We start from the raw sequence: 23,609 nt of genomic DNA, 5'->3' as shown, positions 1-23,609 counted from the left end.
TAAATTTTATAACTTAGGGACAGAGAATTTGTCTCGCCATTTATCCAAAATAGCCTCATAACTGCCATCTTGATACAGGCTTTGCAGTTTTTCTGCTAAATGCTTGATGATGTCATCGTTTGTTTGCTTACTGCAGGCTAAGTGAAAATTTAGCGGCAAGTCTTTAATTTCATAAATTCGTTGTAGCTTATTTATTGCTATTCCTTCAAGTTCGGTACGAAATTTTATTGTTGTATCATCAGCGACAATAAGATCTATCTCTGGTCGAGTAATTAATAAATTAATTAATGATTTACCGTCATCTAAAACATATAGGTGCTCGTCTTCTTTAAAACCTCGTTCCATTAAACCTATATGAGTAACATCATTACGATTAACGGCAATAGTGTATTTTTTAGCATCCTCTAATTTTGTCACGTCAATTACTCGATCTTTTCGTGCCCACAATGAGGTGTTGTTGATTTTTGAAATGGCTCCAACCCACTTGAAAAGATTTTCACGAGTCTTTGTTCGAGCGATAGAAAATATACAGTGGTTAGCTTTCATTTGGGCTAAGTTATAAGATCGAACCCAAGAGTAGCTGTTCATAGTATAGTCATATTGACTTCGTTTAATGGTTTCTCTGATAACTTCAACGGCAAAGCCAGATAAACTCTTGTTATCATCTTCTATTTGATATGGCGGTAAGTGTTCTGTAACCAAATGAATCACAGGGCTGTTTTCAGCATGAACCGAGAAAATTGGTGCGAGTAATATTGATACAATATAAAGAAGTTTTTTAATGTGATTACCTTTTTCAAAAAGTTTTACAGATAACAATAATTTAATTGAAAATTTACTTATTCATTTATTCAGTCACTAAATAATCATATACAACTGACATGATAAAGTCATAGATAAAAATCATTATGTTAAAATTACATAACTAAAATCCCTTTTATGCTAAAAATAATAATCGACATATTGCATTGAATGTCGATAAATGATTATAAATTTTCCTATAAAAATATCGCACGTAAGTTACGTAAACATAATATAAACTAACGCATACTATTAAGGTTAAAGAGAAATACATGGATAACATGCTTGGCTATTTAGAAACACTTTCGGCATTATTTATATTTTTTTTGGGGATGGGTGTAATAGCGATAATCTATATGTACATTGTAGATAAAACGCAGAAAAAACAAGCTATACGCCGTAATTATCCTGTTATTGGCCGCTTCAGATATTTCTTCGAAAAACAGGGGGAATTTTTTCGACAGTATTTTTTTGCAATGGACAGAGAAGAGCTACCCTTTAATAGAGCCGAACGCAGCTGGGTTTATCGCGCAGCAAAAAATGTTGATCGCACCGTAGCATTTGGTTCTACGAGAAACCTTGAACCAACCGGCACAATAATGTTTATGAATTGTGCTTTTCCGACCCTCGAAGAAGATGCGGTGGCACCAAGTTGCATTACCTTTGGTCTTGAATGCCGAGAGCCTTATACAACAGATTCACTTTTTAATATTTCAGCGCTGAGTTTTGGCGCTTTATCTGCACCAGCCATTAAAGCACTTTCAGATGGTGCTGCCAAAGTAGGTTGCTGGCTGAACACAGGTGAAGGTGGTGTTAGTAAATATCATTTAGCTAGTGGTGCTGATCTTGTTTTTCAAATAGGCACTGCAAAGTATGGTGTCAGAGATGAGAGTGGCCAGTTATGTGATAAAAGGTTGGCCGAATTAGCGGCTAAACCACAAATTAAAATGTTCGAAATTAAAATGAGTCAAGGTGCTAAACCTGGGAAAGGTGGCATATTACCAGGTATAAAAGTAACGCAAGAAATTGCAACAATACGAGGCATAATGCCAGGTGTAGATTCAATTAGTCCGAATGCGCACCCTGACATCAAGTCAGTGAAAGATATTCTAACCATGGTAAATCGAATTCGTGAAGTAACCGGTAAACCTGTAGGTTTTAAAGCGGTAATTGGCGAATCGTTGTGGTTAATAAATTTGCTTAAAGAGATTAACCTTCAAGGCCGTGAGTTTGCGCCAGATTTTATTACGATAGACAGTGCTGATGGCGGTACGGGTGCTGCACCACAACCGTTAATGGATTACGTTGGCTTACCGTTAAAAGAAAGCTTACCTTTAGTGGATAATTTACTCATTGAATATGGTTTACGTGATCGAATAAGAATTATCTGTGCGGGTAAATTGATCACTCCATCGAAAGTTGCCTGGGCATTGGCGATGGGGGCAGATGCAGTAAATTCAGCAAGAGGATTTATGTTTTCTTTGGGCTGTATTCAAGCAATGCAGTGTAATAAAGATACCTGTCCCACCGGTATTACTACGCATGATCCCAAGTTACAACAAGGGTTAGACCCCGTAAGTAAAGCAGAGCGTGTTGCTAATTATCATAAATTCATTCAATACGGTGTTGGGCTATTAGCACACTCATGCGGTGTTACTCATGCACGAGACTTAGGTCGCCACCATGTCCGTGTTATTCAAGAAAATGGTTTGTCTGTTGCCCTCGATAAATTACATCCTTATGAACAAACTAATAATTAAGCGGGCTATGGTTCAATTCTACTCGTTTTATTAAGGTTGATATAACACAAGACAAATGCCAGTAATCCACCGATAGCGCCATACAAATGGGCGTCGGTGGCAACACTGGCGCCGATAAGACGTTCTACATCGGCACTGGCACCGTAAACTTGCTCATGAACAATTTTTGCCATCACACCAATTAACAAAAGGTAGCCAGTTTTTTCTTTATGTTTTATGTCCATGAGCGCACCCCAAACAAAAAATCCATGTAAAACACCTGACAGCCCAACATAAAGTTCAATATCAATCGAAAACCAATAAATACCCAAGCTACAAACTATTGCACTGGTCAGAAAAATCATCAGATAATTCTTATGGTTATAATATTGCCCATGTAACGCCCAGAGTAATGTCACAGCAGCCACATTAAGCATAAAGTGATTAGCATTAGAGTGAAATAAATGACCTGATATAATGCGCCAATATTCTCCATCGGTGATTAAACGGCGATTATAAATTAGAAAGTCAGAAATTTGGGCATCAAAAATTAATGCGATCAAAGCTAATGCGAAAACGACCAAAGGGCCAAAAATTTGCACGGTTTTTATGGGTAAAGGTTTTAATTGCAACATGAGGTTTTTATTATTTATTATAAGTGAAATAGACAACTAATGAGGTAACTAACTTTAACAGTTGAGTGCAGCATTAGAAACATTAGTTTTAGTAAGAATGACGAGGAAATAACACATTAAAATTGAAACACTTGTTCAACTTTAAGGGTATAGCTTTTATCCTTATATCGCTAAAGGTACTTATTTTTAACTTACTTATTTACTCTTTAACTTATTATTTAAACTTCATCTGGAAGTAGGGCGGTTATAGACAATAAAGTTTTACTGAGTAGCTCCCGTAGTTTCAGAGTAAACTTGGTTACGACCTTGCTCTTTGGAAATATAAAGCTGTTTGTCCACACGTTGAAATAAACTATTTATTGAATCACCATCTTTATACTGTGCAACACCAAAACTGCAAGTTACTGATAATTTATTGGTTTTTTTATATTCGTCAATCATTATTCGTAGTTTTTCGCTGCTTTGATGTGCTTGCTTCTGAGAAAGTTCAGGGAAAATAATAACAAATTCATCACCGCCCCAACGCGCAAATAAATCTACATCTCTGATATTTTTAGCTACGAGGTTAGATATACTGCAAAGAATATTATCACCCACTTTATGACCATGTTTATCATTAATTTCTTTAAATTTATCAAGATCAAACATGACTAGGGTTAAAGGATGTAGATAACGATTAGCTCGTATTATTTCTTTGCTTAATTCGGTTTCAAAAGACTTACGATTGGCAATTTGTGTTAATGGGTCTCTGTTGGCAACTGACTCAACCTCAATGACTTTTCGCTCTAATTGTTGGTTTTTCTTAGCTAATTCATAGGTTTTTTGTGCGATCATTTTTTCTAATGATAAATTACCATCTTGTAATGACTTATTTTGTTCAATAAGATCAGTTTGAGCCATAATTTGTTGGTGTATATCATGATGAGCGCCAATCATACGTGCAACACTACCATCGGGATTTCTTGCCACAATAGTTCCACGATCTGCAATCCACAAATAACTACCGTCAGATTTTTTACAGCGATATTCTACTTCGTAAGTATCATTTTCTCCTGAAATATAACGCTCAAATTGCAGCATTACTCTTGGGTAATCATCAGGGTGAATAAGCTTTTCCCAAGTAAATACATCGGCTCTTAAAATGGCTACCTCGTAACCTAACATGCGATACCAACCTGGACTGCGGGTAACTATCTTGGTTTTGCCATTCCAGTCCCAAACGCCTTCGACAATAATATCTAAAATGTTATTCAAGGTAATATCTGCAGCGATAGCAGAACTGTGTTGATAGATCTTATCCAAAATGACTCCTTGTTAAATGCATTATATTCATCCTGAAAACTACACAGTTTAAAATAGTAGTTACATCCATATAATCTATAACAGCTCAATTAAGTAATAGCGGTTATTCGTTGAATTAGCAATTCAAAACTAGCGAAGTACAGCAGAAGTACAACAACATTAAAAACTAATTTAACAAATGACTTAAACTCGTTGATAAAGTTTCGTAAACTTAGTTATCGTATTTTCTGTTATTTAAAATCAATGTCTCGAGTTATATGTCAACAATGTCAACGGCCTGAAAAATCCTGTATTTGCTCCTTTGCGATTAATATTGATAATCACCTACCTGTTATTGTTCTTCAACATCCAAATGAAGTTAAGCAAAGCAAAGGTACGGTAAGTTTATTGCAGCAATCGTTAGCTAATGTTGAGGTGATTGTTGGCGAAATTTTTGATGAATGTGAGGTTCTAAAACAGCGTTTAAGACAATACGAGGGTAAAATAGCCTTATTATATCCGAGTGAGCAAGCCATTGAACTTAGTTTTACATCGGCTAATACTGCCATTAACAACCCTATTGATGATATAGATAATCAACTGAATGAAATTAAGTGCATTATTTTACTCGATGGTACGTGGAAAAAAGCCTATCGCATGTTTATGCTCACCCCTTGCTTACATCATATAATCCACATCGTTTTACCTCAGGGCATAACAAGTCTTTATGAGATTAGAAAAACCAAAAAAGCTAATGCATTATCATCATTAGAAGCATGCTGTCATGCATTAGCTCGCTTGGAAAATGAACCAGAAAAGTATCAAAACTTGTTAAATAACTTTGTAAAATTTAATCAATTCCAACAATCATTTAATCAAACTAACGATTAAATTTTAATAGGATTAACTGGTAAATTAACGTTTAAATGTGTATTCGATACTGCTAACCTGTTTACATCAATCTGACTCGTCTACAAAGCCGTTTGGTATCAATTAGCTTATCAAGAATTTTCTATTAAGGAACATCATGTCAAATTCAGCCATAAAAGGGCTATTATCTTTTCTTTGTATTGCCACCAGTATGTTGGTTGTTGCAGCGCCAGATAAGCAACGAGAAGATCGTGAGCCAGAAGCGGCAACAGGTATTTTGGCTAAAAAAACGGTTGTTACAGAACATGCCATGGTGGCAACAGCAAACCCTTATGCCAGTGACGCGGGTCTTAATATACTCAAAAAAGGAGGGAGTGCTGTAGATGCGGTGATTGCGGTGCAATTAGTATTAACCTTGGTGGAACCCCAGTCTTCAGGCATTGGTGGTGGTGCATTTATGTTGCACTGGGATAAAAAAGCCCAAAAGTTAACCACATTTGATGGCAGAGAAACCGCACCCGCGGCGGCTACAACCGATATGTTTTTAGATAAAACTGGCCGAGCAATGCCATGGATAAAAGCTGTAGTTGGTGGTCATGCTGTTGGTGTTCCTGGCGTACTAGCTAGCCTTAAAAAGGCTCATGAAAAATATGGCAAATTGCCTTGGGCTGTATTGTTTAATGATGCAATAAATTTGGCAGAATCTGGCTTTATTGTTTCACCTAGGTTAGAGAAGCTAGTTGCGATGGAGTTTAATCCGGGCATTACCAAGTTACCGACGATAAAAAATTACTTTTTTCCAAACAATAAGCCTATCAAAGCAGGCCAGTTATTAAAAAATAAAAAGCTAGCCAAGGTATATCGTAGTATTGCTAAAGACGGCATTAATTCGTTTTATCAAGGTTGGATCGCGAAGAAAATTGTTGCTGCAGTGCAGCATTCACCTATTGCGCCAGGGCGTTTAACACTTGCTGACATGAAAAACTATCGCGCGAAAGAATTACCTGCTGTGTGTGGCCCATATCGACAATATCAGGTCTGTGGCATGGCGCCGCCAAGTTCAGGTGGAGTGGCTATTATTCAAATACTTGGGCAACTTGAACATTTCAATATCGCGAAGTTGTCGATGAAAGACGTTGAGTTTACACATTTATTTACGCAAAGCTCACGATTAGCATTTGCCGATCGTAACCGATATATTGCTGATAGCAGCTTTGTTAATGTACCAACACAGGGCTTGATCGAAAAGTCATATATGGCGCAACGTTCTGCGTTAATTAATATTGATAAAGATATGGGTATTGCATTTGCTGGCGTACCAACTGGCGCGCTAGTACAAGCCGACGACAATGCTTATGAACTGCCATCTACAAGCCATATTTCAATTGTTGATGAAGATGGAAATGCCGTTTCCATGACCACCAGTGTGGAAATGGGCTTTGGCTCTGCGGTAATGGTTGAAGGTTTTATTCTTAATAATCAACTGACTGATTTTTCATTAGATCCAAAGCAAAATGGTCAATGGGTAGCAAATCGCTTAGAGCCAGGTAAACGCCCAAGAAGTTCTATGGCGCCTATGATGGTATTTGATCAAGATAACGCGTTAAAACTCGTTATAGGCTCTCCAGGTGGTAGTAGAATTATTAATTATGTCGCCCAAACCATGATTGCTATTCTAGATTGGCAACTTGATCCGCAAGCAGCGATCAGCCTACCGCATTTAACGAATCGTAATAAAGTTACCACCTTAGAAAAAGGCACTGATTTAGTAAAACTTAAGCCAGTATTAGAAGCAAAAGGCCATCAAGTTGTGGTGCGTGATTTAAACAGTGGTATACAAGCGATTGAACTATCGAATGGTAAATTGCATGGTGGCGCTGATCCTCGACGTGAAGGCACAGCTGTTGGTTATTAATTAAATAGGTATAACAACCATTAAAATTAAAATTAAAGTTTAAAAAGTAAAACGGCGTCAATATTGACGCCGTTTTTAATTGTTATATTTTGAATATTAAAAGGGGTCTTTTAATATCTTATCAATAATCCATTTGTTGTCGATTTGAATTAACGACAATCGTTTAACATCTTTTATACGATCATTTTGATAATAACCATCAAAATAAACAGTAATTACAGCTGAGTTTTTGAATTGTTCTCTCACTTTAACACCACTATCATCGGGTGTAGCTTTAACTTTATCGTACGACATATTGAATAAATGGCGAGCAACCGCTTTGGTTGACTTATAGTGTAAAATAATTCGGGATAATTTGGGGCTACAAACCGATGCGGCTTTTTTAATGTTTTGTTCATTATACAAAGCATTAAAAAACTCAATGGCAACGACTTCAGGGTTGTCAACATCACTAATTTTATTTTTGTCTGATTCACTGCAGCCAAAAACAAGTAACGTCAAACTTAGTAGGACAAATTTTATATAATTCATAAGGTAATAAATAAATCGAAAATGTTGAATTCATACTAACGTAAATATTGTAGGTAAACCTAATATTTTTACAAATAAAAAAAGACGTGATTTGTTATAAATCACGTCTTTTCAGTTATAGATAAATATTACGGTATATTTTTATTTAATAGCCATTTTTAGCCATTTTTAGCCATTTTTGCTATTACGCAAGGTCTTCTTCGGTAAATGAATCAGCAAACAATGGACTTGAAAGATAGCGCTCGGCTGAGCTTGCTAAAATAACAACAATGCTTTTACCGGCATTTTCTGGTCTTTCAGCAATACGCTTTGCAGCAACCACAGCAGCACCTGATGAAATACCGGCAAGAATACCTTCTTCCTTCATTAAGCGATGAGCCATTGCCATAGAGTCATCATTAGATACTTGCTCTACAGCATCAACAATCGAAAGATCTAAGTTGCCAGGAATAAAACCAGCACCAATACCTTGAATTTTATGAGGACCAGGCTTAAGTTCTTCACCTGCCATTGCTTGAGTAATAACAGGTGAGTCTGTTGGCTCTACCGCTACAGAGATAATTTTATGCTCGGCAACACTTTTAAGATAACGTGATGTACCGGTAATTGTGCCACCAGTACCAACACCAGCAACGAAGAAATCAATGTTGCCTTTAGTATCGCGCCAAATTTCAGGACCCGTAGTTTTTTCATGAATTTCAGGGTTAGCTGGATTATCAAATTGACCTAACAGTACAACGTTATCTGGATCAGCATCTTTAATTTCTTGAGCCTTAGCAATTGCACCGCCCATACCTTTAGCGCCATCGGTTAATATTAATTTAGCACCTAGCGCGATTAATAGTTTTCTGCGCTCCAAACTCATGGTGTTTGGCATGGTGAGTGTAATTTTATAGCCACGTGCTGCAGCAACAAAAGCTAATGCGATACCTGTGTTACCACTGGTTGGTTCGACAATAGATTTACCTTCAGTAAGTAAACCTTTTTTCTCGGCATCCCAAATCATATTGGCACCTATGCGGCATTTAACACTAAAGCTTGGGTTACGGGCTTCAATTTTAGCGTAGATAGTTGCCGTATTTTCACCAGTAACAATACGGTTAAGTTTAACGAGTGGGGTATTACCAATTGCGGTTGAGTTATCTTCAAATATAGTCGACATTATTATAATCCTGTTTTGCCAGCATGACTGAGTATGTCATACCGATTAGTTATTCGTATGTGTTAATTATTAAAACTAATTTAGTTTAGTCAACACTTACTAATCAGGTTAACCCTTTATGGCAGAAAAAGAAGTGATATTTCGGTATCTTATATGCAAAAAAAGAATAGATACCCAACTAATGAATCTTAAAACAGGTTTTTTTGAATGCTAGTAGAGTGCTTTATACTTTATATATCGATGTGTTAATAGTTTGATGTATAATCAGATGATTGATATTGTTAGCTTTATTGAAAGTGTTTGTTAGCTAGATAACAATAACACTCTGACTTAATGGAATAATAGTGACAGATAATTTAGATACTAAATCTGAGAAAAACAACTCAAAAAATAGTCATGAAGATAGTGCGAAAATGGCCAAAATTAAGGCTAAAGCTAAAAAGCTATCGGATCAAGAAACCCGCGAAATATTAACGCCATTTGCTTTTAAAATAGATAAGTCGTTATTTGGTATTTCATTGGCGGTGCCTTGGCGCCGTGGTGCAGCACTATTAATAGACTTATTTTTGGTCGCTATTTTAAGTGGTGCTCCTGGTGAATTATTGGCTTTGTTGGTTGCTATCACTTTATATAATATTGGCAGTAAAAAACGCGCTAAGAAGCTAGGAAAAGTAAGCGGTATCAGAGAAAATATTTTACGTATTTTTGCTGCGGTTATTGTTTTTGTTATCTTGATTGATATTTTGCCAAGGTTATTTTCTCAATTAGAGACTTTTAATAATCATGTTGAACAAGCAGAGCAGAGCCAAAGTACATTATCAGTAAGCAAAAATAATCAAAGCAATGCACAAAGTATTACAGACCAAGAAAACAACGACTTTATCAAAGCGACACTGACCCTCGCTGCTGGCGTTGCTATTTCACATAGTGAATGTGAGCAATACTCATGTTGGCAGCAGTTAACTCAAGGTTTATCCTCAGCCTATGCAGAACAAACGACATCAACGCTAGGCACTAAGAAATTTGACACTAACTTACTTAAACAGGTAGCTGAAGAAAGCAGCTTAAGTGAGCAAGAAATAGCGCAATTAAACGAGCACTTACAAAAATATCATAAGACTACAGAGTCTAAGCAGCAATTGACTAAGCAAAAATTTGAGAAAAAATCTGGGCTTGATAGCGCTGAATTAACAAATCAATTAACGAATGAACCAACGAATGTAACTAGCGCAAGTATTAAAGACAAAGCCGGTGACTTAAGCGCCCTTAATGAAGAAACTAGTGATAAAGTCAATGATGTTGAACCTGCAAACCCATCGGTTTATAAAGGCTTCGCTTGGCTGCAAGGTTTAGTTGAAGATCTTGGGCTAGGTTTTGGTTGGGCAGCATTTTATTTTACTATGTTTACCGCACTTTGGTACGGTCAAACACCAGGTAAAAAACTCTTTAGTATTCGGGTTGTTCAGCTTGATGGTACGCTATTATCAGTTTGGGACAGCTTTGGACGATATGGCGGCTATGGCGCGGGCATAGCAACAGGTTTACTTGGCTTTGCCCAGATATTTTGGGACCCTAATCGTCAGGCCATTCACGATAAAATATCATCAACCATTGTGGTAAATGATAATCGAACTGACAGAAAACTTAATAAAAAACACACTGACGAGTCAGCAGATGATTAATCTCACATGAGCATTAAAAACCGTGATTGTTTTTCAATGAGAGTAACAATGGCAGTGTTATACAGAACGGCAGGTAAATAAAGGGTGTGGAGTGAATAAACTAAAGCGTACACTGCTAAAGTAATGAGTAATCAATAACTTATTTAGCTATTGATTACTCAAATAACCCAAGTGAGTGGTCATATCAGTCGTTGGTATTGTTTACCTTAGACCTTGGTATTTATTATGGCAAGTTTGAGGCTAATCTTTATGAGCAAGTTTAATAGCCGAGTTTATAACTAAGCTTATGGCAACCATGCATAACTAATTTTACTGTAAATTGTACGCTGCTCACGGGCTAAGCTTTTTATCCTGTCATCTTGGTAGCTATTATCTGAATAACCTAAGTAGAACACAGTTTGTGGATTTATCTTATAAGCATAAATTAGCTGAGTTGATAAATTATTATCCTTTGCTGTATAAGCGTTAGCATTATTATCTAGATTGAAGTCTATATCGGTATAAACCACGTTAAACTTTAAATAGCTATTAACATTAAATTGATAAGAAACACGAAGCTCGGTTAAGTTTTCTGTGAATACATTGGCATTATCGGCTTCTAAGTCACTATAAGTATGAGAAAACTGAAACTCTAAATGCTTATTCACGTTATAACTTACATTGCCATAAAGCGTAAGATAGTCGCCTAATCTATTATTCTCATAATCAATTTTATCGCCAACAATAAGTTCAAGTTCAGTAAATATTTGTGCTGTTGGCTGAATAGAGCCATAGAAAACCGCTTGATTTTCTTGGAAACGCTCCGTGTTCCCGTCAATTGAGTTATCAATCGGTAAGTTAAAATCTAATTCATGGCGACGCAAACCTACTTTGTCAGCGGCAACGAACTTTACATCAAAAATTGACAACATTGGACCGTCGATATTAAAGCTAGTAAAGACTGAACGCTCTAATAATTCTCCGTTTTCGTTGTGTAGTATTTGCCATTGACCAGCAAATTTCATTTTTTGCCAAGTACTATCGGGCTCGCCATAAATTAATCGGTTAATCAAAACATTACTTTTCTGATAGTCAGCACGAGGCATAAAGCCTAAATCAGCACGAAATTCTGCACCTATTTCTTGATGTTCAGCAGTCACTTTCCAATATTCAGAGTCATGCTTATATTTTAATTTAAAGGCATGATCATTGAAGTTTTCTTCCTGACCACTGTCGGTGTACTGGGCCGAGTCTTTGGTATCAGCCATGAGTATTTGTGCTTGGAATGAATTTGAGTCGTTTAAACGGTACCTTGAATCAATACCTGAGACAAAGTTATGGTAATTGTCGGTTTGGCGTAATGTACTAATGATACCGACCGATAAATCGTCGTTAACATCATAGCGATATTTTATTGCGCCAGATTCACTGTCATCTTTTAAGGATATTAATCGCGAGCCCGTATTACCTGGAAGAATAATATTGGTTTGCGTGTCATTAGTCATGAACGCGCCGTAACTATGTTTACCTTCAGTTCCGGTTAATTTAGCGCCATATTCAGGATCGGCAATGTTTCGGGTGTACACTAGGTCAAAATCACTGGAAAAGTATTCTGAGTTTTCCACAAAAAATTGACGTTTTTCATCATAAAATAGTGAAAAAGTTTTATTAACGCTTAACTGGCCGGCGTCTGATTCAATATTTGAAAAATCGGGGTTTACGGTAACATTTAATAAGGTATTGGCATTTATGCCCCAGCGTAAATCTAAGCCTGCATCAATATCGTTTTCACTTTGCCAATCAGTTTTTGGTGCAAATATTTCTCGGTTTTCACTTCTGCTGGAGACTAAAGTTGGTGTTAACATAATATTTTTACTGGCTTTTGCATTTTTAAAACCAATAATCTCTGGTGTTTGACATAACCAACAAGAGTCATCGCGGTCAAGTTCAATGTGAGATATCCGCAAAGATGTGTCACGCGGGTATAATCGGATTAGTTCTATCGCCCAAGTTTTAACGTCTTCATTGTCGTTAAAATTTAAAATATGGTAGGGAATAGCAATTTCAACTTGATAGCCGCTTTGCGTTATTTTTCCAGCAGATTGCCAAATGCCATCCCAAGCTGCGTCTTTACTTAGGGTCATTTCATTAAAAATAGCGTCATGTTGTACGCCATGAGGGTTAACAAAAAATTCGTAATTTAAACGACGATTATTGTAAGTATCTAATTTAAAACCCACTAAGTCATCAAACCAGCGAGTATCACGGTCCCCTAAAAAACCTTGAATCAATTCAGGGTTAGGGTCTTGTGCAATAAAGGCTATGTAGAGAAAGTCGCCATTTTCAATCACTTTTGCAGTTGTTGAAACAGGACTTGGTTTGTTATTCCAGGGGCTATTAACTATATTAAGCGGTATATCTAGTGCTTGCTGCCATATGGCATCATTTAAGTCACCGTCAACTTCAAGCTCAAGCTCAGTATGAGGAATATTTAATTGTGCTAGTTTTGCTGTGTTTTCTTGAGCATAACTTGGCTGTATAAATAGTATAAATGTGGTGACCAGTAAAGATAGGCCACGAATACTAAACTTCAAATTTACCACTCCATTTTTATTATTATTATTTTCTTATTTTCTTATTTTTAGCGTAAGTAATTCTACGTTAATGTTAATTCCTTTTAATAAATTGTTACAAATTTGCTAACCAATGGCAATGTAAAATTCAGTTTTGGTATAAAAAAACCACCAGTAACGGTGGTTTCTTTAGCAATCAATAAATTATGCACTTGGCTGTCTCCAAAACTAGGAGAGATTACTTAAGCCAGGCGTAACTAAATTTCATGAATAAGCTGCGTTGTTCTTGGGCTAAATCGCGAATGGTTTCGTCACTGTAATGTCTATCAGAGTAACCTAAATAAAATACTGTTTGTGGGTTGATTTTATAAGCATATAGCAGCTCAGTAGACAGATTTTTGCTATGTCGGTTGATATCTTCTGCTGCGCTGTATAAGTAGTTAGATGGATTTCTACTGGTATTATTAAAGATGAAACTCAAACGTAAGAAACTTTGCACGTTAAATTGGTAGGTGGTGCGTAAATCGGTTAATCGAGCAATAAATACGTTTGCGCCATCGGCATTTAGTTGGCTAAAGGTTTGTCTAAGCTTTACTTCGAGATGTTTATCTATATTCCAATTGATATTGCTGCTGAGACGATTTATTTCACCTAAGCGGTTGTTACGATAATCAATTTTATCACCCCAGGTTAAGTTAGTGTTGATATATAGGCCTAACAATGGCTTAGTCTCAGCAAAGAAGAAAAACTGGTCTTCAGAGAATAACGTAGTGTTATCAGCAATAGCTAAGTTACTTTTATCAAGTCGGCTGCCTACACTTTCTCGTTTTGTGTAACCTAATCGTAAATATGAACTATTAAGGGCATTCAATTGGGCATTAATATCAAATTCTTTTTCTATTAGTTGATTGTCATCATTGTGAATAATGTCCCAGTCAGAATAAATTTTAAATTTACTCCACCACTTACCTGGCTCGGCATACCACTTTCGATCACCACCAACAGAAAATTTATTATGATCTACGCGTGACATAAATCCCAAGTCGCCGCGAAATCCTGCATTTTGTCGGTCATAAGTTACACGGTAATACCAGTCACTGTCGTTGTGGTAATAACCTGCTTTAAAAGCGTTGCCGGTAAAACGGTGTTCTTTTAACGTTCGTAATACATTTTCGTTATAAATACAGTCGCCAAATTGGCAATCATCGTTATTTTCTGGTGTCGCACAGCGTGCTTGTTCGTCTTCTTCATCAACATTGCAAAACTGCTTAAATAAGTCATTGGGATATTCTGTTGTAGAAAATAGCGTTTGAAACTTAAAAACGTCAGCGGTGCTTAAGCGAAATCTAGCATCTATGCCATTAACATTGTTTGAGTAATCTTCTGCCGTGCGCAGGGTGCTTATCCAACCTAGTGTAATGTCATTATTAAAACTGTAGCGATATCGCAACGCTGCCGCTTTTGACTCACCATCAATGGAGGCCACCGACGAAGAGCGATTACCCGGTATTAATATGTTGGTATTTTGATCATCAGTAATAAACAAACCAAAAGCATGATTGTTTTCACGGCCTGTTAATTTAGCTCCATAATTAGGTGCGTTAATATTACGGGTATAAACTAAATTATAATCACTATCAAAGTAGTCTTGATTGTCGAGAAAAAAAGGCCTTTTTTCTCGGTTAAATAGTGCAAAGGTATTATTAATATTGAGCTGTGCGTTGTCGGCTTCAACGGTAGAAAAATCAGGGTTAATTGTGGCGTTTAATAGCCAGTCAGGTGTAATTCCCCAGCGCAAGTCTAGGCTGGCTTCAGTATTATTGTTATTTTGCCACTCGTTGTTATCATCACGATCTTGCGTTGTTCCCAATACAATAGACGGCGCAACAGTAAAGTTACTACCTTGTTTTGCGCCTTTAAACCCCGAGGCTGTCGCAATTTGACAAATTTCACAACTGTTACCGCGGTCTAAATGAATATTTGATAAGCGTAAACTTTCTTCGCGGGGATAGTATCTCAGTAGCTCTAGCCCCCACGTTTGTTTATCGGTGCTTTCTTTAAAATTTAACATTCTAAGCGGTAGCGCCATTTCAACGATAAAACCGTCGGAAACAATTTTACCCGCACTTTCCCAAATACCATCCCAAGCGTCACTTTCTTTTTGGGTTACTTCGCTTTCTATTCCGTCAATTTGTACACCTAGCGGGTTAACTAAAAAACGGTAGGCACTGCGTTGATCGTTGTAAGTATCTATTTTTATGCCAACTAAATCTTCACCCCATGACTTATCTCTGTCTTTTAAAAAAGCTCTTATTTCTGAAATGTTAGGGTCTTTGGCAATAAAGGCTAAATAGAAATATCCATCACTTTCCATTAACAATGCTTCGGTGTGAACAGGGCTTGAAACATTGTCGTAAGGGCGAGTAACGTTATTAATGAATACTTTCTTGGCAGATTGCCATTGTGGCTCATTTAAAGAAGCATCAATAACAATAGCACCTGAAATATTGGGTATCTTTATAATTTCATTGTTTATTTTAGCGGAATTATTGTGTGTAGCTGAATACACAAACTGCGGTATTAATAGCAAAATAAAAGTCAATATTATTGGCTTTTTTAGGAAAAACATTAAAGCTCCGTCGACACGAGTTACATTAAATTACAAACTTGTAGGTATGCTGAATAAGCTTGTGCAAAGTGTCAAAATAAATTCGACAGTTAGACGGTTTAGTGGGTCAAAATACTTAGCGTGGCATTTATTTTTAACTTTACCGGGTTCTGCTTTAATAAAGTGATAATTTTGCTAATGTATTATTTTAACGGGTAATATTAGAGAACGTTATAAAAAATTCATCAATAATTGCTCGAATCTTAAAAACTTCTGGAGCATAATAACTTATCTTTATTAACCATGATAAGACCTTGTAAATACTATGCCATTTTCTCCGCTTGATGTTATCGCACTATGCTGTTTTTTTATTTGTTGGGTCGGGTATACCGGATTTGCGCGTAAAAAAGCAAAAACAACTAATTGTGTTGCAAGATGCTTGCATCAACATCGAATATATTGGATGTATGAAGTTATTGGTCGTGACATTAGGGTGGGAGAGGCCGCATTATTAGCTAATTTAGAGCGTAACATTGCCTTTTTTGCATCTTCGACTTTGTTAATATTGGCAGGTGTTTTAACCTTGTTTGCTCAGGTTGAACGACTTGAGTCAGTAATTGCCTCAATTCCATATGCTGAGTTTCCTAATCATGTGATGATCCAATTAAAGTTAAGTTTACTCGCGCTTATTTTTGTTTTGGCCTTTTTTCAATTTACCTGGTCAATGCGCCAATATGGTTTTGTTAATGTCATGATTGGCGCTTGCCCGTTCGACAGTAGCGAAAGTAATAAAAACCTACAAAAATACGCTGAACAAATGGCGGTAGTGCAAGACCAAGCAGCGCATTCTTATAATTATGGTTTACGCTCTTATTATTTCTCTATTGCTGCTCTGTGTTGGTTTTTTCATCCATTAATTTTTATAATAGCCAGCTTATTTGTTGTTTATACCTTGTATAACCGTGAATTTAATTCAAAAGCAGTTCACGCTATTACTTTAGGACAAAAGTTTTTAGAACATGAGCGAGCATTAAAATATTCTGGCGATAATGCACAAGCACAAACCAGACATAGTGATGATAAGTAACCGTTATGTCAGCCAAGTATTATGCTAATTATTTACCTAAACACTTTGATAACTTTGACTGCTTAAAATTAGCACCCGGTATTTATGTCATATTATTGTTCGTATTGCGTGCCTACATTATTTGGTTAATGTCGGTAACGAATATGCGTGACAATGTGGGTTTTATTCAGTGGGTGTATCCACAAACCGCACTGTTTTACTTGAACTTAGCTTCAGGAGTTATTGGCTTATTTATTGTACTTATTTTAAGTTTACGTCGACCAAAAGCACAAACGTGGATTCGAACCTGTTGGAAAAAATGCAAAATGTTACTTATTTTGGCGTTAATATTTGATTTGTCGATTGGTGTTTTAGGTTATTTTGTATGGCAACTACAATCATTAGCGTGGATTCTAATGCATTGTTTATTGGTAATATCCGCTATTGTCTATATTTTACGAAGCAAAAGATTTACCATTAACATTGCAGAATTTCCCGAAGTATTACCTGAAATTAACACTCGCAAACATAGAAAAACTAAAGGGTTAGACATTGATTGAAGAAAACACACAAGACGAACGCCTGATCATACTCGATACAGAAACCACGGGTATTAACCCTCGTGAAGGACATCGTATTGTTGAAATTGGTTGTGTAGAAATGATCAACCGTCAGCTAACGGGTAGAAATTACCATGTGTACGTCAAGCCAATGGCGCAGGGCATGCAAATGGTAATGGATCAAGAAGTTATTAATATTCATGGTTTAACTGATGAGTTTTTACGTGACAAGCCAATATTTAAGCAAGTAAGCGAAGACTTTATTAATTTTATTAAGGGTGCGCGTTTAGTTATTCATAATGCTAAGTTTGATGTTGGCTTTATGGATCATGAATTTTCAATGATACCTGGCCTGCCTAAAACTGCCGATATTTGTAGTGTTACCGATACGTTGAAAGTAGCAAAAGACGAATTTGGTTCACCAAAAACCTTAGATTATTTAGCCCGCTTTTATAAGGTTGATAAATTAATTGACCGTACTTATCACGGCGCGTTAATTGATGCCCAATTACTGGCATTTGTTTACATTGAAATGACCCGTAAACAAGCCACTTTCAACTTAAACCAAGGTGAAGGACAAGGAAGTGATGCTAACGCTATTCGACGATTGATTAAAGACCGCCCTAAATTAAAGGTTTTAGCTGCAACTGCCGATGAACTAGCAGAGCACGAAAACCGTTTAGCAATTGTTGATGACAAAGGGGCTTCGCCATTATGGTCGAAATAGAAAGGGTTGAAATAGAAAGGGCTGATATAAACAGAGCTGAAATAAATAAAGCTAATATAAGCAGCGCAAAAAATAGTCTGTCTAACCTCAAAGCATTATTTACAGAACACCTTGCATTTGCAGTAATGGCCATTATGCTCAGCCTAAACGCACATGCACAGAAAGTGCCCACCGAAATTGAATATTACGCTGACGACAATGTTACCAATCAAATCCCTTATTTTGATAACCGCTTTCGTATTGACGAACAACTCGATGAAGTAACTTTATTATTTTATCACCGCAGTGGCGCTCAACCGGTTATTCTTGTTCGACCTGATGGCTCAAAATATAAAATTAATAATTACCCTGAAGATAAAGTGCAATGGTTCGATGATCGTACTTTTGATATGATCAAAATAAAATCACCCATGATTGGACCATGGCAAGTGATAGGTGAGGTGCAACCTAGCAGTAAAATTATGGTGGTATCAGAAATTCGACTAGAGGTAACGCCATTACCCGAAATTATATTACAAGGTGAGACATTAAAAATGTCAGGCCGTTTATTCAATGGTGAAATGGCAATAGACAACCCATCATTTAAAGACGTATTAACACTTGATGTTGACTTTTTCAGTACCAATAACTCCGCCTTTGACAACTTTGGCGCACAGCCAGTTAAACTTGCCTCATTTCGTGATGACGGCAGAGACCTTGACGAACATGCTAATGACAGCTTATTTACCGGCGAATTTGAGTTAGATTTTGCACCGGGTGAATGGGAGCCTATCTATATTGTTAAAATGCCAATGGCAACAAGAGAGCTGCGACAAAAACCGATTGTAGTGCAGAAAAACCCCATCAGCATATCAGTAGCAACAACCCAAGATGAAAATGGTGTTCACCTGGTTACATTTACCATTGACGACAGTTTTGTTAAAGCCGATAGCATTCTTATTCAAGGTAAAGTTACTTTCCCTGACCGACAAGTAGAGCCTTTTACTGTAATGCAAGATAAAGGTTTAAGCCGTACTCATGAAATTGCTTTTACTGAACCTGGCGTACATCGGATAAAAATAGGGGTGTTTGGTGATACCAAGAAGGGCAGAGAGTTTCGTGCAATATTACCAGAGTTTACTTTTAATGTTGACCGCTTAGCTAGTAGTAACAACTCAAGCCTTAATAGCAGTGATAATAATTTAACCTCAGAGCAAAGAAGTGCCCAAGCAATTGCTAATGCGGCAATGGAAGCTAAAAAACTTGCGCAGGCGCTAGCAGAAGCAAAAGCAGCACAAGAAGCTAAAATTGCTGACAAACAACAAAAAACACTTTTGTATATTGTTGGCGGAAACACTTTGGTGATCATAATAGCCGTACTTATGTTTCTTTTTATAAGGCGTAAAAAGAGTAAATAAGCTCGAGTTATCGCATTTTTTAAACAGTTTTGCTGTTAAAAACGTCGGATCGTTCATCAATTAGACATATAAGCAAATGAATGAAAAAAACTGGTTGACGGCACCGAATCTTAACCGTATTATTCCCGCCGCATTCAACGAGTTGTGTTGAAAGCAGTGATTAATGTGTGGAGTGGTAGTTCAGTTGGTTAGAATACCGGCCTGTCACGCCGGGGGTCGCGGGTTCGAGTCCCGTCCACTCCGCCAATTAATTCAAAGGTTGTAAGTCCTTTTAAAACTTATAGAAGCAAGATGTGTGGAGTGGTAGTTCAGTTGGTTAGAATACCGGCCTGTCACGCCGGGGGTCGCGGGTTCGAGTCCCGTCCACTCCGCCAATTGTTTCAAAGGTTGTAAGTCCTTTCAAAATTTACAGAAGCAAGATGTGTGGAGTGGTAGTTCAGTTGGTTAGAATACCGGCCTGTCACGCCGGGGGTCGCGGGTTCGAGTCCCGTCCACTCCGCCAATTGTTTCAAAGGTTGTAAATCCTTTTAAAATTTACAGAAATAAATACGCGGAGTGGTAGTTCAGTTGGTTAGAATACCGGCCTGTCACGCCGGGGGTCGCGGGTTCGAGTCCCGTCCACTCCGCCAATTTATTTAATTTTTTAGACCCTAATGTTTAGATCTTAATGTTTAGACCTCAAAGTAAATCCTCGTTAAATTAAAAAACCTTAATGAATTCTCTAAATAAAATAAGTACCAATTAAAGTGTGTTAATCATAAATCTATAACTAGTAATTCAGTTGGTTACCTCTTTATTAGATAAGCAACCTGTTATGCCAGCTTTGTAGGCTCGAGTTCCATAAACTCCGCCAATTTATTTAAATTTTTAGACCCCAATGTTTAGACCCCAATGTTTAGACCTCAAAGTAAGTCCTCGTTAAATCAAAAAATATTAATGAATTCTCTAAATAAAATAAGTACCAATTAAAGTGTGTTAATCATAAATCTATAACTAGTAATTCAGTTGGTTTATATTAAAGCCGACAATGGACTTGTTACACCGTTAGCACCTCGCTCTATAACGTGAGTATATATTTGCGTTGTTCTAATATCACTATGTCCCAATTGTTCTTGTACGGTACGAATGTCTGCACCTCGTTGAAGTAAGTGGGTAGCGAAGGAGTGACGTAACGTATGGCAGGTTATATTTTTATCTATATCTAATTTTAACGAAGCCATTTTTACTGCCTTTTGAATAACCGTTTCATTTATATGGTGGCGCCTTAACTTATTGACTTCAGGGTCTAAAGATAATCGATATGATGGAAATAGGTAATGCCAATTAAATGTTTTAGCGGCGTCAGGGTACTTTCGTGCTAAAGCAAAAGGTAAATATACGCCAGAATAGCCATTGTTTTTCATGTCTAATACGTAATAAGATTTCACCAGAGATATTTGCTCTTTCAATGCCTGAGTTAATTCAGTGGCTAATGTTACTGTTCGATGTTTGCCGCCTTTGCCATTCCATACTTCAATGCAATGGTAGTCGAAATTTATATCTTGCACCCTCAGCCGTATAGCCTCCATTAAGCGTAAGCCACTGCCATACATTAATTGGCAGAGAAGAAGGTGTTTGGTATCAATAATGGTTAAGAGCGATTTGACTTCTGCTGTAGTTAATACTGTTGGGAGTTTTGGCGTTACTCGTGATTTATTGAAGCGTAACTCAAGACTAAGTGGTTTTATTAAAATATGTTTATATAAGTAGTTAACTGAATTTAATGCTAACGCCTGTGATTTTGGGGCGAGGTTTAAGTTATTTGAAAGGTAACTAAGAAATTGTTCAACCTCTTTATCATGGCAGTCGTTTGGATGTGTTTTTCCAATAAAAATGATATATGCTTTAATCCAGTATAAATACGACTCAATAGTGCGTTTAGCATAGCGCCGTGTCCACATGGTTTCTTTTATATGTGAGAGAAATTCAGAACTCATAATCATTCCTTATATATTTTAAATCATAACTGTATGTACATACAGTTTAGCTGCAATTCCAGCTTTTGTGTAGAAAGCGGGATTTAATCCGCATTTGTGTAGCAATATATTCAACAAGCCTGTATTAACTTATTGAATGTTAATATTAAGTTATGTATATTAATTTGAATAAATATTCATTAGTTGGGTACTCACCTCTGTAGAAATAGAGGTATGATCCGTCTAATACGCTGTTAGTAGCCGCAACTTGTTCGAGTAAATTTAGTTTAATCGTGCGGTATTTCACATCAAAGGATTGGTGTTTGTTTCCTTCCTTTTTTGTGTCTACTTTCAACTTACTCGTTGGCTTTAGTGTTTTTGTTTACACAGTTTTCGCCTAACTTTTGTGGGTAAATATAATCAGCAAATGCGTAAACGGCTCAAAGTTCACATTATGTGGCTAAGTTGCGGTGGTGTTTTTAAATACTCACTTCCATTAATTAAGTTTTAGTGTTCTTGGTAAGTTAAATGTGTTTAACTATCAACAACTAACAAGGCATTAAAGAAGGACAAAAAACAGTTGGCTGTTTTCGTTCCTCAACATTTTAGCCAACAATTTTTTGCCTCTTAATGGGGCGTTAGGCATTTAGGAGAGTTTCGTGAAACGGATAGCACTTGGAGTTTTTTTATCTCCTTTGATTATTGCTCTAATTTGGACAATTCCATATTGGGGGCATAGTGCTTTAAGTTTTTGGGCGCTTTTCAATTTAGTTTTTGCTTACGTTTTTTTCTTATTTTTCGCCGGTATTTGTCATCTAATACTTCGAGTTTATGGCTGGCAAAAGTGTTGGCAATATACCTCGGTAATGTTTGTTGTCAGTTTTGTTTTAAATATTATGTGGTCTCTCTATAGCATCGCAGGGTACGATAAATTATTTTACTCACAAACATTAGTGGTTGAGTTTGGTCAAATTACCAATGCTGGTTATTTGCTAAAAATAGAAGAATCATTAATTAGTAGTGTAATAATTTCATTAGCCATGGCATTGTTTTGGTATATAGCTGTTCATAAAACCATTGACGGTGTAAAAAATGCCTAACAAGCTAATAAACAAGGACAAAAAACAGTTTGCTGTTTTCGTTCCTCAACATTTTAGCAAACAATTTTTTGCCTGTTATTAGGGCGTTAGGTGTAAAGGAAGTATGAGCGTAATTTCAGGGAGTCAAGCCGTAGAAAACTACATTAGTCTTAACCTCGTTAAAGTCGCAACTGATCAATCTGGTTGGGATACTCTTTACCTAAATACAATCGATAACCAATATTGGGTGCACACTTACCCAAATTCAGAAATGCATGGTGGTGGGCAACCGCAACTACAGCAAGTTACTGAACTAGTTGCTAAAAAAGAGTTTGGTGTGTAATTTACACCTAACAAGAAAATAAACAAGGACACGTAACAGTTGGCTACGTTTCGCTTCGCTACACCATTTTAGCCAACCATTACTTAGCCTGTTATTTAGGCGTTAGGCGTACTATGGAATCCGAGTTAGTTGAACCTAAATCGTTACCGAGATGGATTACTCTACCTTTAGGGTTAGTCTTATTTCCATTTACACTTTTGTGCATTGTTGGCTCAGCTATTATGCTACTAGCTCCGAATGTACCACCGTCAATTTTTACAGTTTCAATTGGCAGTGTTTTCTTAATTGGTAGCATTTGGGTTAGCTTATTATCATTTAGGTTAATTGTGTCCAACCCTAAAAAAAGTAAAGGGTTTGTTTCGCCAGTCGCACTTCGTTTAATTGGTGTTTTGTTTATTGCTATGCCAATTATGGCTGTAATTGTCGGAACGTTTATGGATAAGCCTGTTATACATAGCGTTCAAGCAATCATATATTTTTGTGTTGCTGCACAGCTATTTCGTATTGCTAATGTAAGAGCTAGTAAAAAGGTTTAATGTAAGTAGCGCCTAACAAGGCGCTCAAGAGGGAAAATTTACAGTTGGCTGTTTTCACTGTGATCTTGTACCACTTTGGTAGACAGTTATTTATTTAATTGTTACCAAAGAGGTTAATCATGGGACATACAAGAAAGCGACATTACAACCAATATTCATTAGCGTTTAAA

The 23,609-nt window shown here is 36.8% G+C and carries 19 protein-coding genes and 4 tRNA genes; 15 read left to right on the top strand and 8 right to left on the bottom strand.

Annotation, left to right across the window (positions count from 1 at the left end):
- Window positions 1–6 precede the first annotated feature (6 nt).
- Entirely contained in the window at window positions 7–819 is an 813-nt protein-coding gene (locus tag H4J38_RS15800; RefSeq protein ID WP_182133254.1) for an ABC transporter substrate-binding protein, read from the bottom strand.
- A gap of 254 nt (window positions 820–1,073) precedes the next feature.
- On the opposite strand from H4J38_RS15800, the gene H4J38_RS15795 reads away from it, so the two are divergent.
- Complete coding sequence (locus tag H4J38_RS15795) at window positions 1,074–2,561, top strand: FMN-binding glutamate synthase family protein (RefSeq protein WP_182133252.1); 1,488 nt, start codon at window positions 1,074–1,076, stop codon at window positions 2,559–2,561.
- Between the two features lie 5 nt (window positions 2,562–2,566).
- Here H4J38_RS15795 and rrtA read toward each other — a convergent pair whose 3' ends face one another.
- Both rrtA and H4J38_RS15785 read right to left on the bottom strand, forming a co-directional pair.
- Window positions 2,567–3,175, bottom strand: a complete 609-nt coding sequence (gene rrtA, locus H4J38_RS15790; protein WP_182133250.1) for a rhombosortase — start codon at window positions 3,173–3,175, stop codon at window positions 2,567–2,569.
- 261 nt (window positions 3,176–3,436) lie between these two features.
- The gene (locus tag H4J38_RS15785; protein WP_182133248.1) at window positions 3,437–4,477 is read right to left on the bottom strand and encodes a sensor domain-containing diguanylate cyclase; all 1,041 of its coding nucleotides are present in this window, start codon (window positions 4,475–4,477) and stop codon (window positions 3,437–3,439) included.
- A 243-nt stretch (window positions 4,478–4,720) separates the two neighbouring features.
- Between H4J38_RS15785 and H4J38_RS15780 the strand changes: the two genes are divergently transcribed.
- Both H4J38_RS15780 and ggt read left to right on the top strand, forming a co-directional pair.
- A complete protein-coding gene (locus H4J38_RS15780; protein WP_182133241.1) occupies window positions 4,721–5,347 on the top strand; it encodes a tRNA-uridine aminocarboxypropyltransferase in 627 nt (208 codons plus the stop codon).
- 136 nt (window positions 5,348–5,483) lie between these two features.
- Window positions 5,484–7,241, top strand: a complete 1,758-nt coding sequence (ggt, locus tag H4J38_RS15775; RefSeq protein WP_182133239.1) for a gamma-glutamyltransferase — start codon at window positions 5,484–5,486, stop codon at window positions 7,239–7,241.
- Between the two features lie 96 nt (window positions 7,242–7,337).
- Here the strand turns inward: ggt and H4J38_RS15770 are convergent, their stop codons facing one another.
- On the bottom strand, window positions 7,338–7,772 hold the full coding sequence (locus H4J38_RS15770; RefSeq protein ID WP_182133237.1) for a hypothetical protein: 435 nt from the start codon (window positions 7,770–7,772) through the stop codon (window positions 7,338–7,340).
- Window positions 7,773–7,956: 184 nt separating this feature from the next.
- The gene (cysK, locus tag H4J38_RS15765) at window positions 7,957–8,934 is read right to left on the bottom strand and encodes a cysteine synthase A (RefSeq protein ID WP_182133235.1); all 978 of its coding nucleotides are present in this window, start codon (window positions 8,932–8,934) and stop codon (window positions 7,957–7,959) included.
- A 344-nt stretch (window positions 8,935–9,278) separates the two neighbouring features.
- Between cysK and H4J38_RS15760 the strand changes: the two genes are divergently transcribed.
- Complete coding sequence (locus tag H4J38_RS15760; protein WP_310733489.1) at window positions 9,279–10,616, top strand: RDD family protein; 1,338 nt, start codon at window positions 9,279–9,281, stop codon at window positions 10,614–10,616.
- A gap of 284 nt (window positions 10,617–10,900) precedes the next feature.
- Here the strand turns inward: H4J38_RS15760 and H4J38_RS15755 are convergent, their stop codons facing one another.
- Window positions 10,901–13,189 (bottom strand): carbohydrate binding family 9 domain-containing protein, encoded by a 2,289-nt coding sequence (locus H4J38_RS15755; RefSeq protein ID WP_182133233.1) that lies wholly within the window; start codon window positions 13,187–13,189, stop codon window positions 10,901–10,903.
- Between the two features lie 217 nt (window positions 13,190–13,406).
- Window positions 13,407–15,797, bottom strand: a complete 2,391-nt coding sequence (locus tag H4J38_RS15750) for a carbohydrate binding family 9 domain-containing protein (protein ID WP_182133231.1) — start codon at window positions 15,795–15,797, stop codon at window positions 13,407–13,409.
- Between the two features lie 304 nt (window positions 15,798–16,101).
- Here H4J38_RS15750 and H4J38_RS15745 point away from each other — a divergent pair, with 304 nt between their 5' ends.
- From H4J38_RS15745 to H4J38_RS15710, 8 genes are all read left to right on the top strand, one after another.
- Window positions 16,102–16,863 carry a DUF599 domain-containing protein gene (locus H4J38_RS15745; RefSeq protein WP_182133229.1) on the top strand — a complete coding sequence of 254 codons (762 nt, stop codon included), beginning with the start codon at window positions 16,102–16,104 and terminating at the stop codon, window positions 16,861–16,863.
- Between the two features lie 5 nt (window positions 16,864–16,868).
- Window positions 16,869–17,402 (top strand): DUF2919 family protein, encoded by a 534-nt coding sequence (locus H4J38_RS15740; RefSeq protein WP_182133227.1) that lies wholly within the window; start codon window positions 16,869–16,871, stop codon window positions 17,400–17,402.
- Complete coding sequence (gene dnaQ, locus H4J38_RS15735) at window positions 17,395–18,129, top strand: DNA polymerase III subunit epsilon (RefSeq protein ID WP_220465582.1); 735 nt, start codon at window positions 17,395–17,397, stop codon at window positions 18,127–18,129. Before H4J38_RS15740 ends, dnaQ begins: the two co-directional genes overlap by 8 nt.
- Window positions 18,117–19,526: a TIGR03503 family protein gene (locus H4J38_RS15730; protein ID WP_182133225.1), complete on the top strand. Its 1,410-nt coding sequence runs from the start codon at window positions 18,117–18,119 to the stop codon at window positions 19,524–19,526. The genes dnaQ and H4J38_RS15730 overlap by 13 nt, the downstream gene beginning before the upstream one ends.
- Window positions 19,527–19,695: 169 nt before the next feature.
- Window positions 19,696–19,772: transfer RNA gene (locus H4J38_RS15725), tRNA-Asp, on the top strand.
- A gap of 51 nt (window positions 19,773–19,823) precedes the next feature.
- Window positions 19,824–19,900: transfer RNA gene (locus H4J38_RS15720), tRNA-Asp, on the top strand.
- A 51-nt stretch (window positions 19,901–19,951) separates the two neighbouring features.
- A tRNA-Asp gene (locus H4J38_RS15715) sits at window positions 19,952–20,028 on the top strand.
- A gap of 50 nt (window positions 20,029–20,078) precedes the next feature.
- Window positions 20,079–20,155 (top strand) — tRNA-Asp (locus tag H4J38_RS15710).
- Between the two features lie 381 nt (window positions 20,156–20,536).
- Here H4J38_RS15710 and H4J38_RS15705 read toward each other — a convergent pair.
- Window positions 20,537–21,502 (bottom strand): integron integrase, encoded by a 966-nt coding sequence (locus tag H4J38_RS15705; protein WP_182133223.1) that lies wholly within the window; start codon window positions 21,500–21,502, stop codon window positions 20,537–20,539.
- A gap of 638 nt (window positions 21,503–22,140) precedes the next feature.
- Here H4J38_RS15705 and H4J38_RS15700 point away from each other — a divergent pair.
- The 3 genes from H4J38_RS15700 (at window position 22,141) to H4J38_RS15690 (ending at window position 23,439) form a co-directional block, all read left to right on the top strand.
- Complete coding sequence (locus H4J38_RS15700; protein ID WP_182133221.1) at window positions 22,141–22,581, top strand: hypothetical protein; 441 nt, start codon at window positions 22,141–22,143, stop codon at window positions 22,579–22,581.
- 103 nt (window positions 22,582–22,684) lie between these two features.
- Window positions 22,685–22,903 carry an Imm27 family immunity protein gene (locus tag H4J38_RS15695; protein WP_182133219.1) on the top strand — a complete coding sequence of 73 codons (219 nt, stop codon included), beginning with the start codon at window positions 22,685–22,687 and terminating at the stop codon, window positions 22,901–22,903.
- 113 nt (window positions 22,904–23,016) lie between these two features.
- Window positions 23,017–23,439, top strand: coding sequence for a hypothetical protein (locus H4J38_RS15690; RefSeq protein ID WP_182133217.1), 423 nt, complete (start codon window positions 23,017–23,019; stop codon window positions 23,437–23,439).
- Window positions 23,440–23,609: the final 170 nt, after the last annotated feature.

This window comes from Colwellia sp. BRX10-3 (assembly GCF_014077505.1).
GTDB lineage: Bacteria > Pseudomonadota > Gammaproteobacteria > Enterobacterales > Alteromonadaceae > Cognaticolwellia.
Note: the sequence above shows the minus strand (reverse complement) of the source record. Positions and strands in the feature narration are given on the sequence as shown.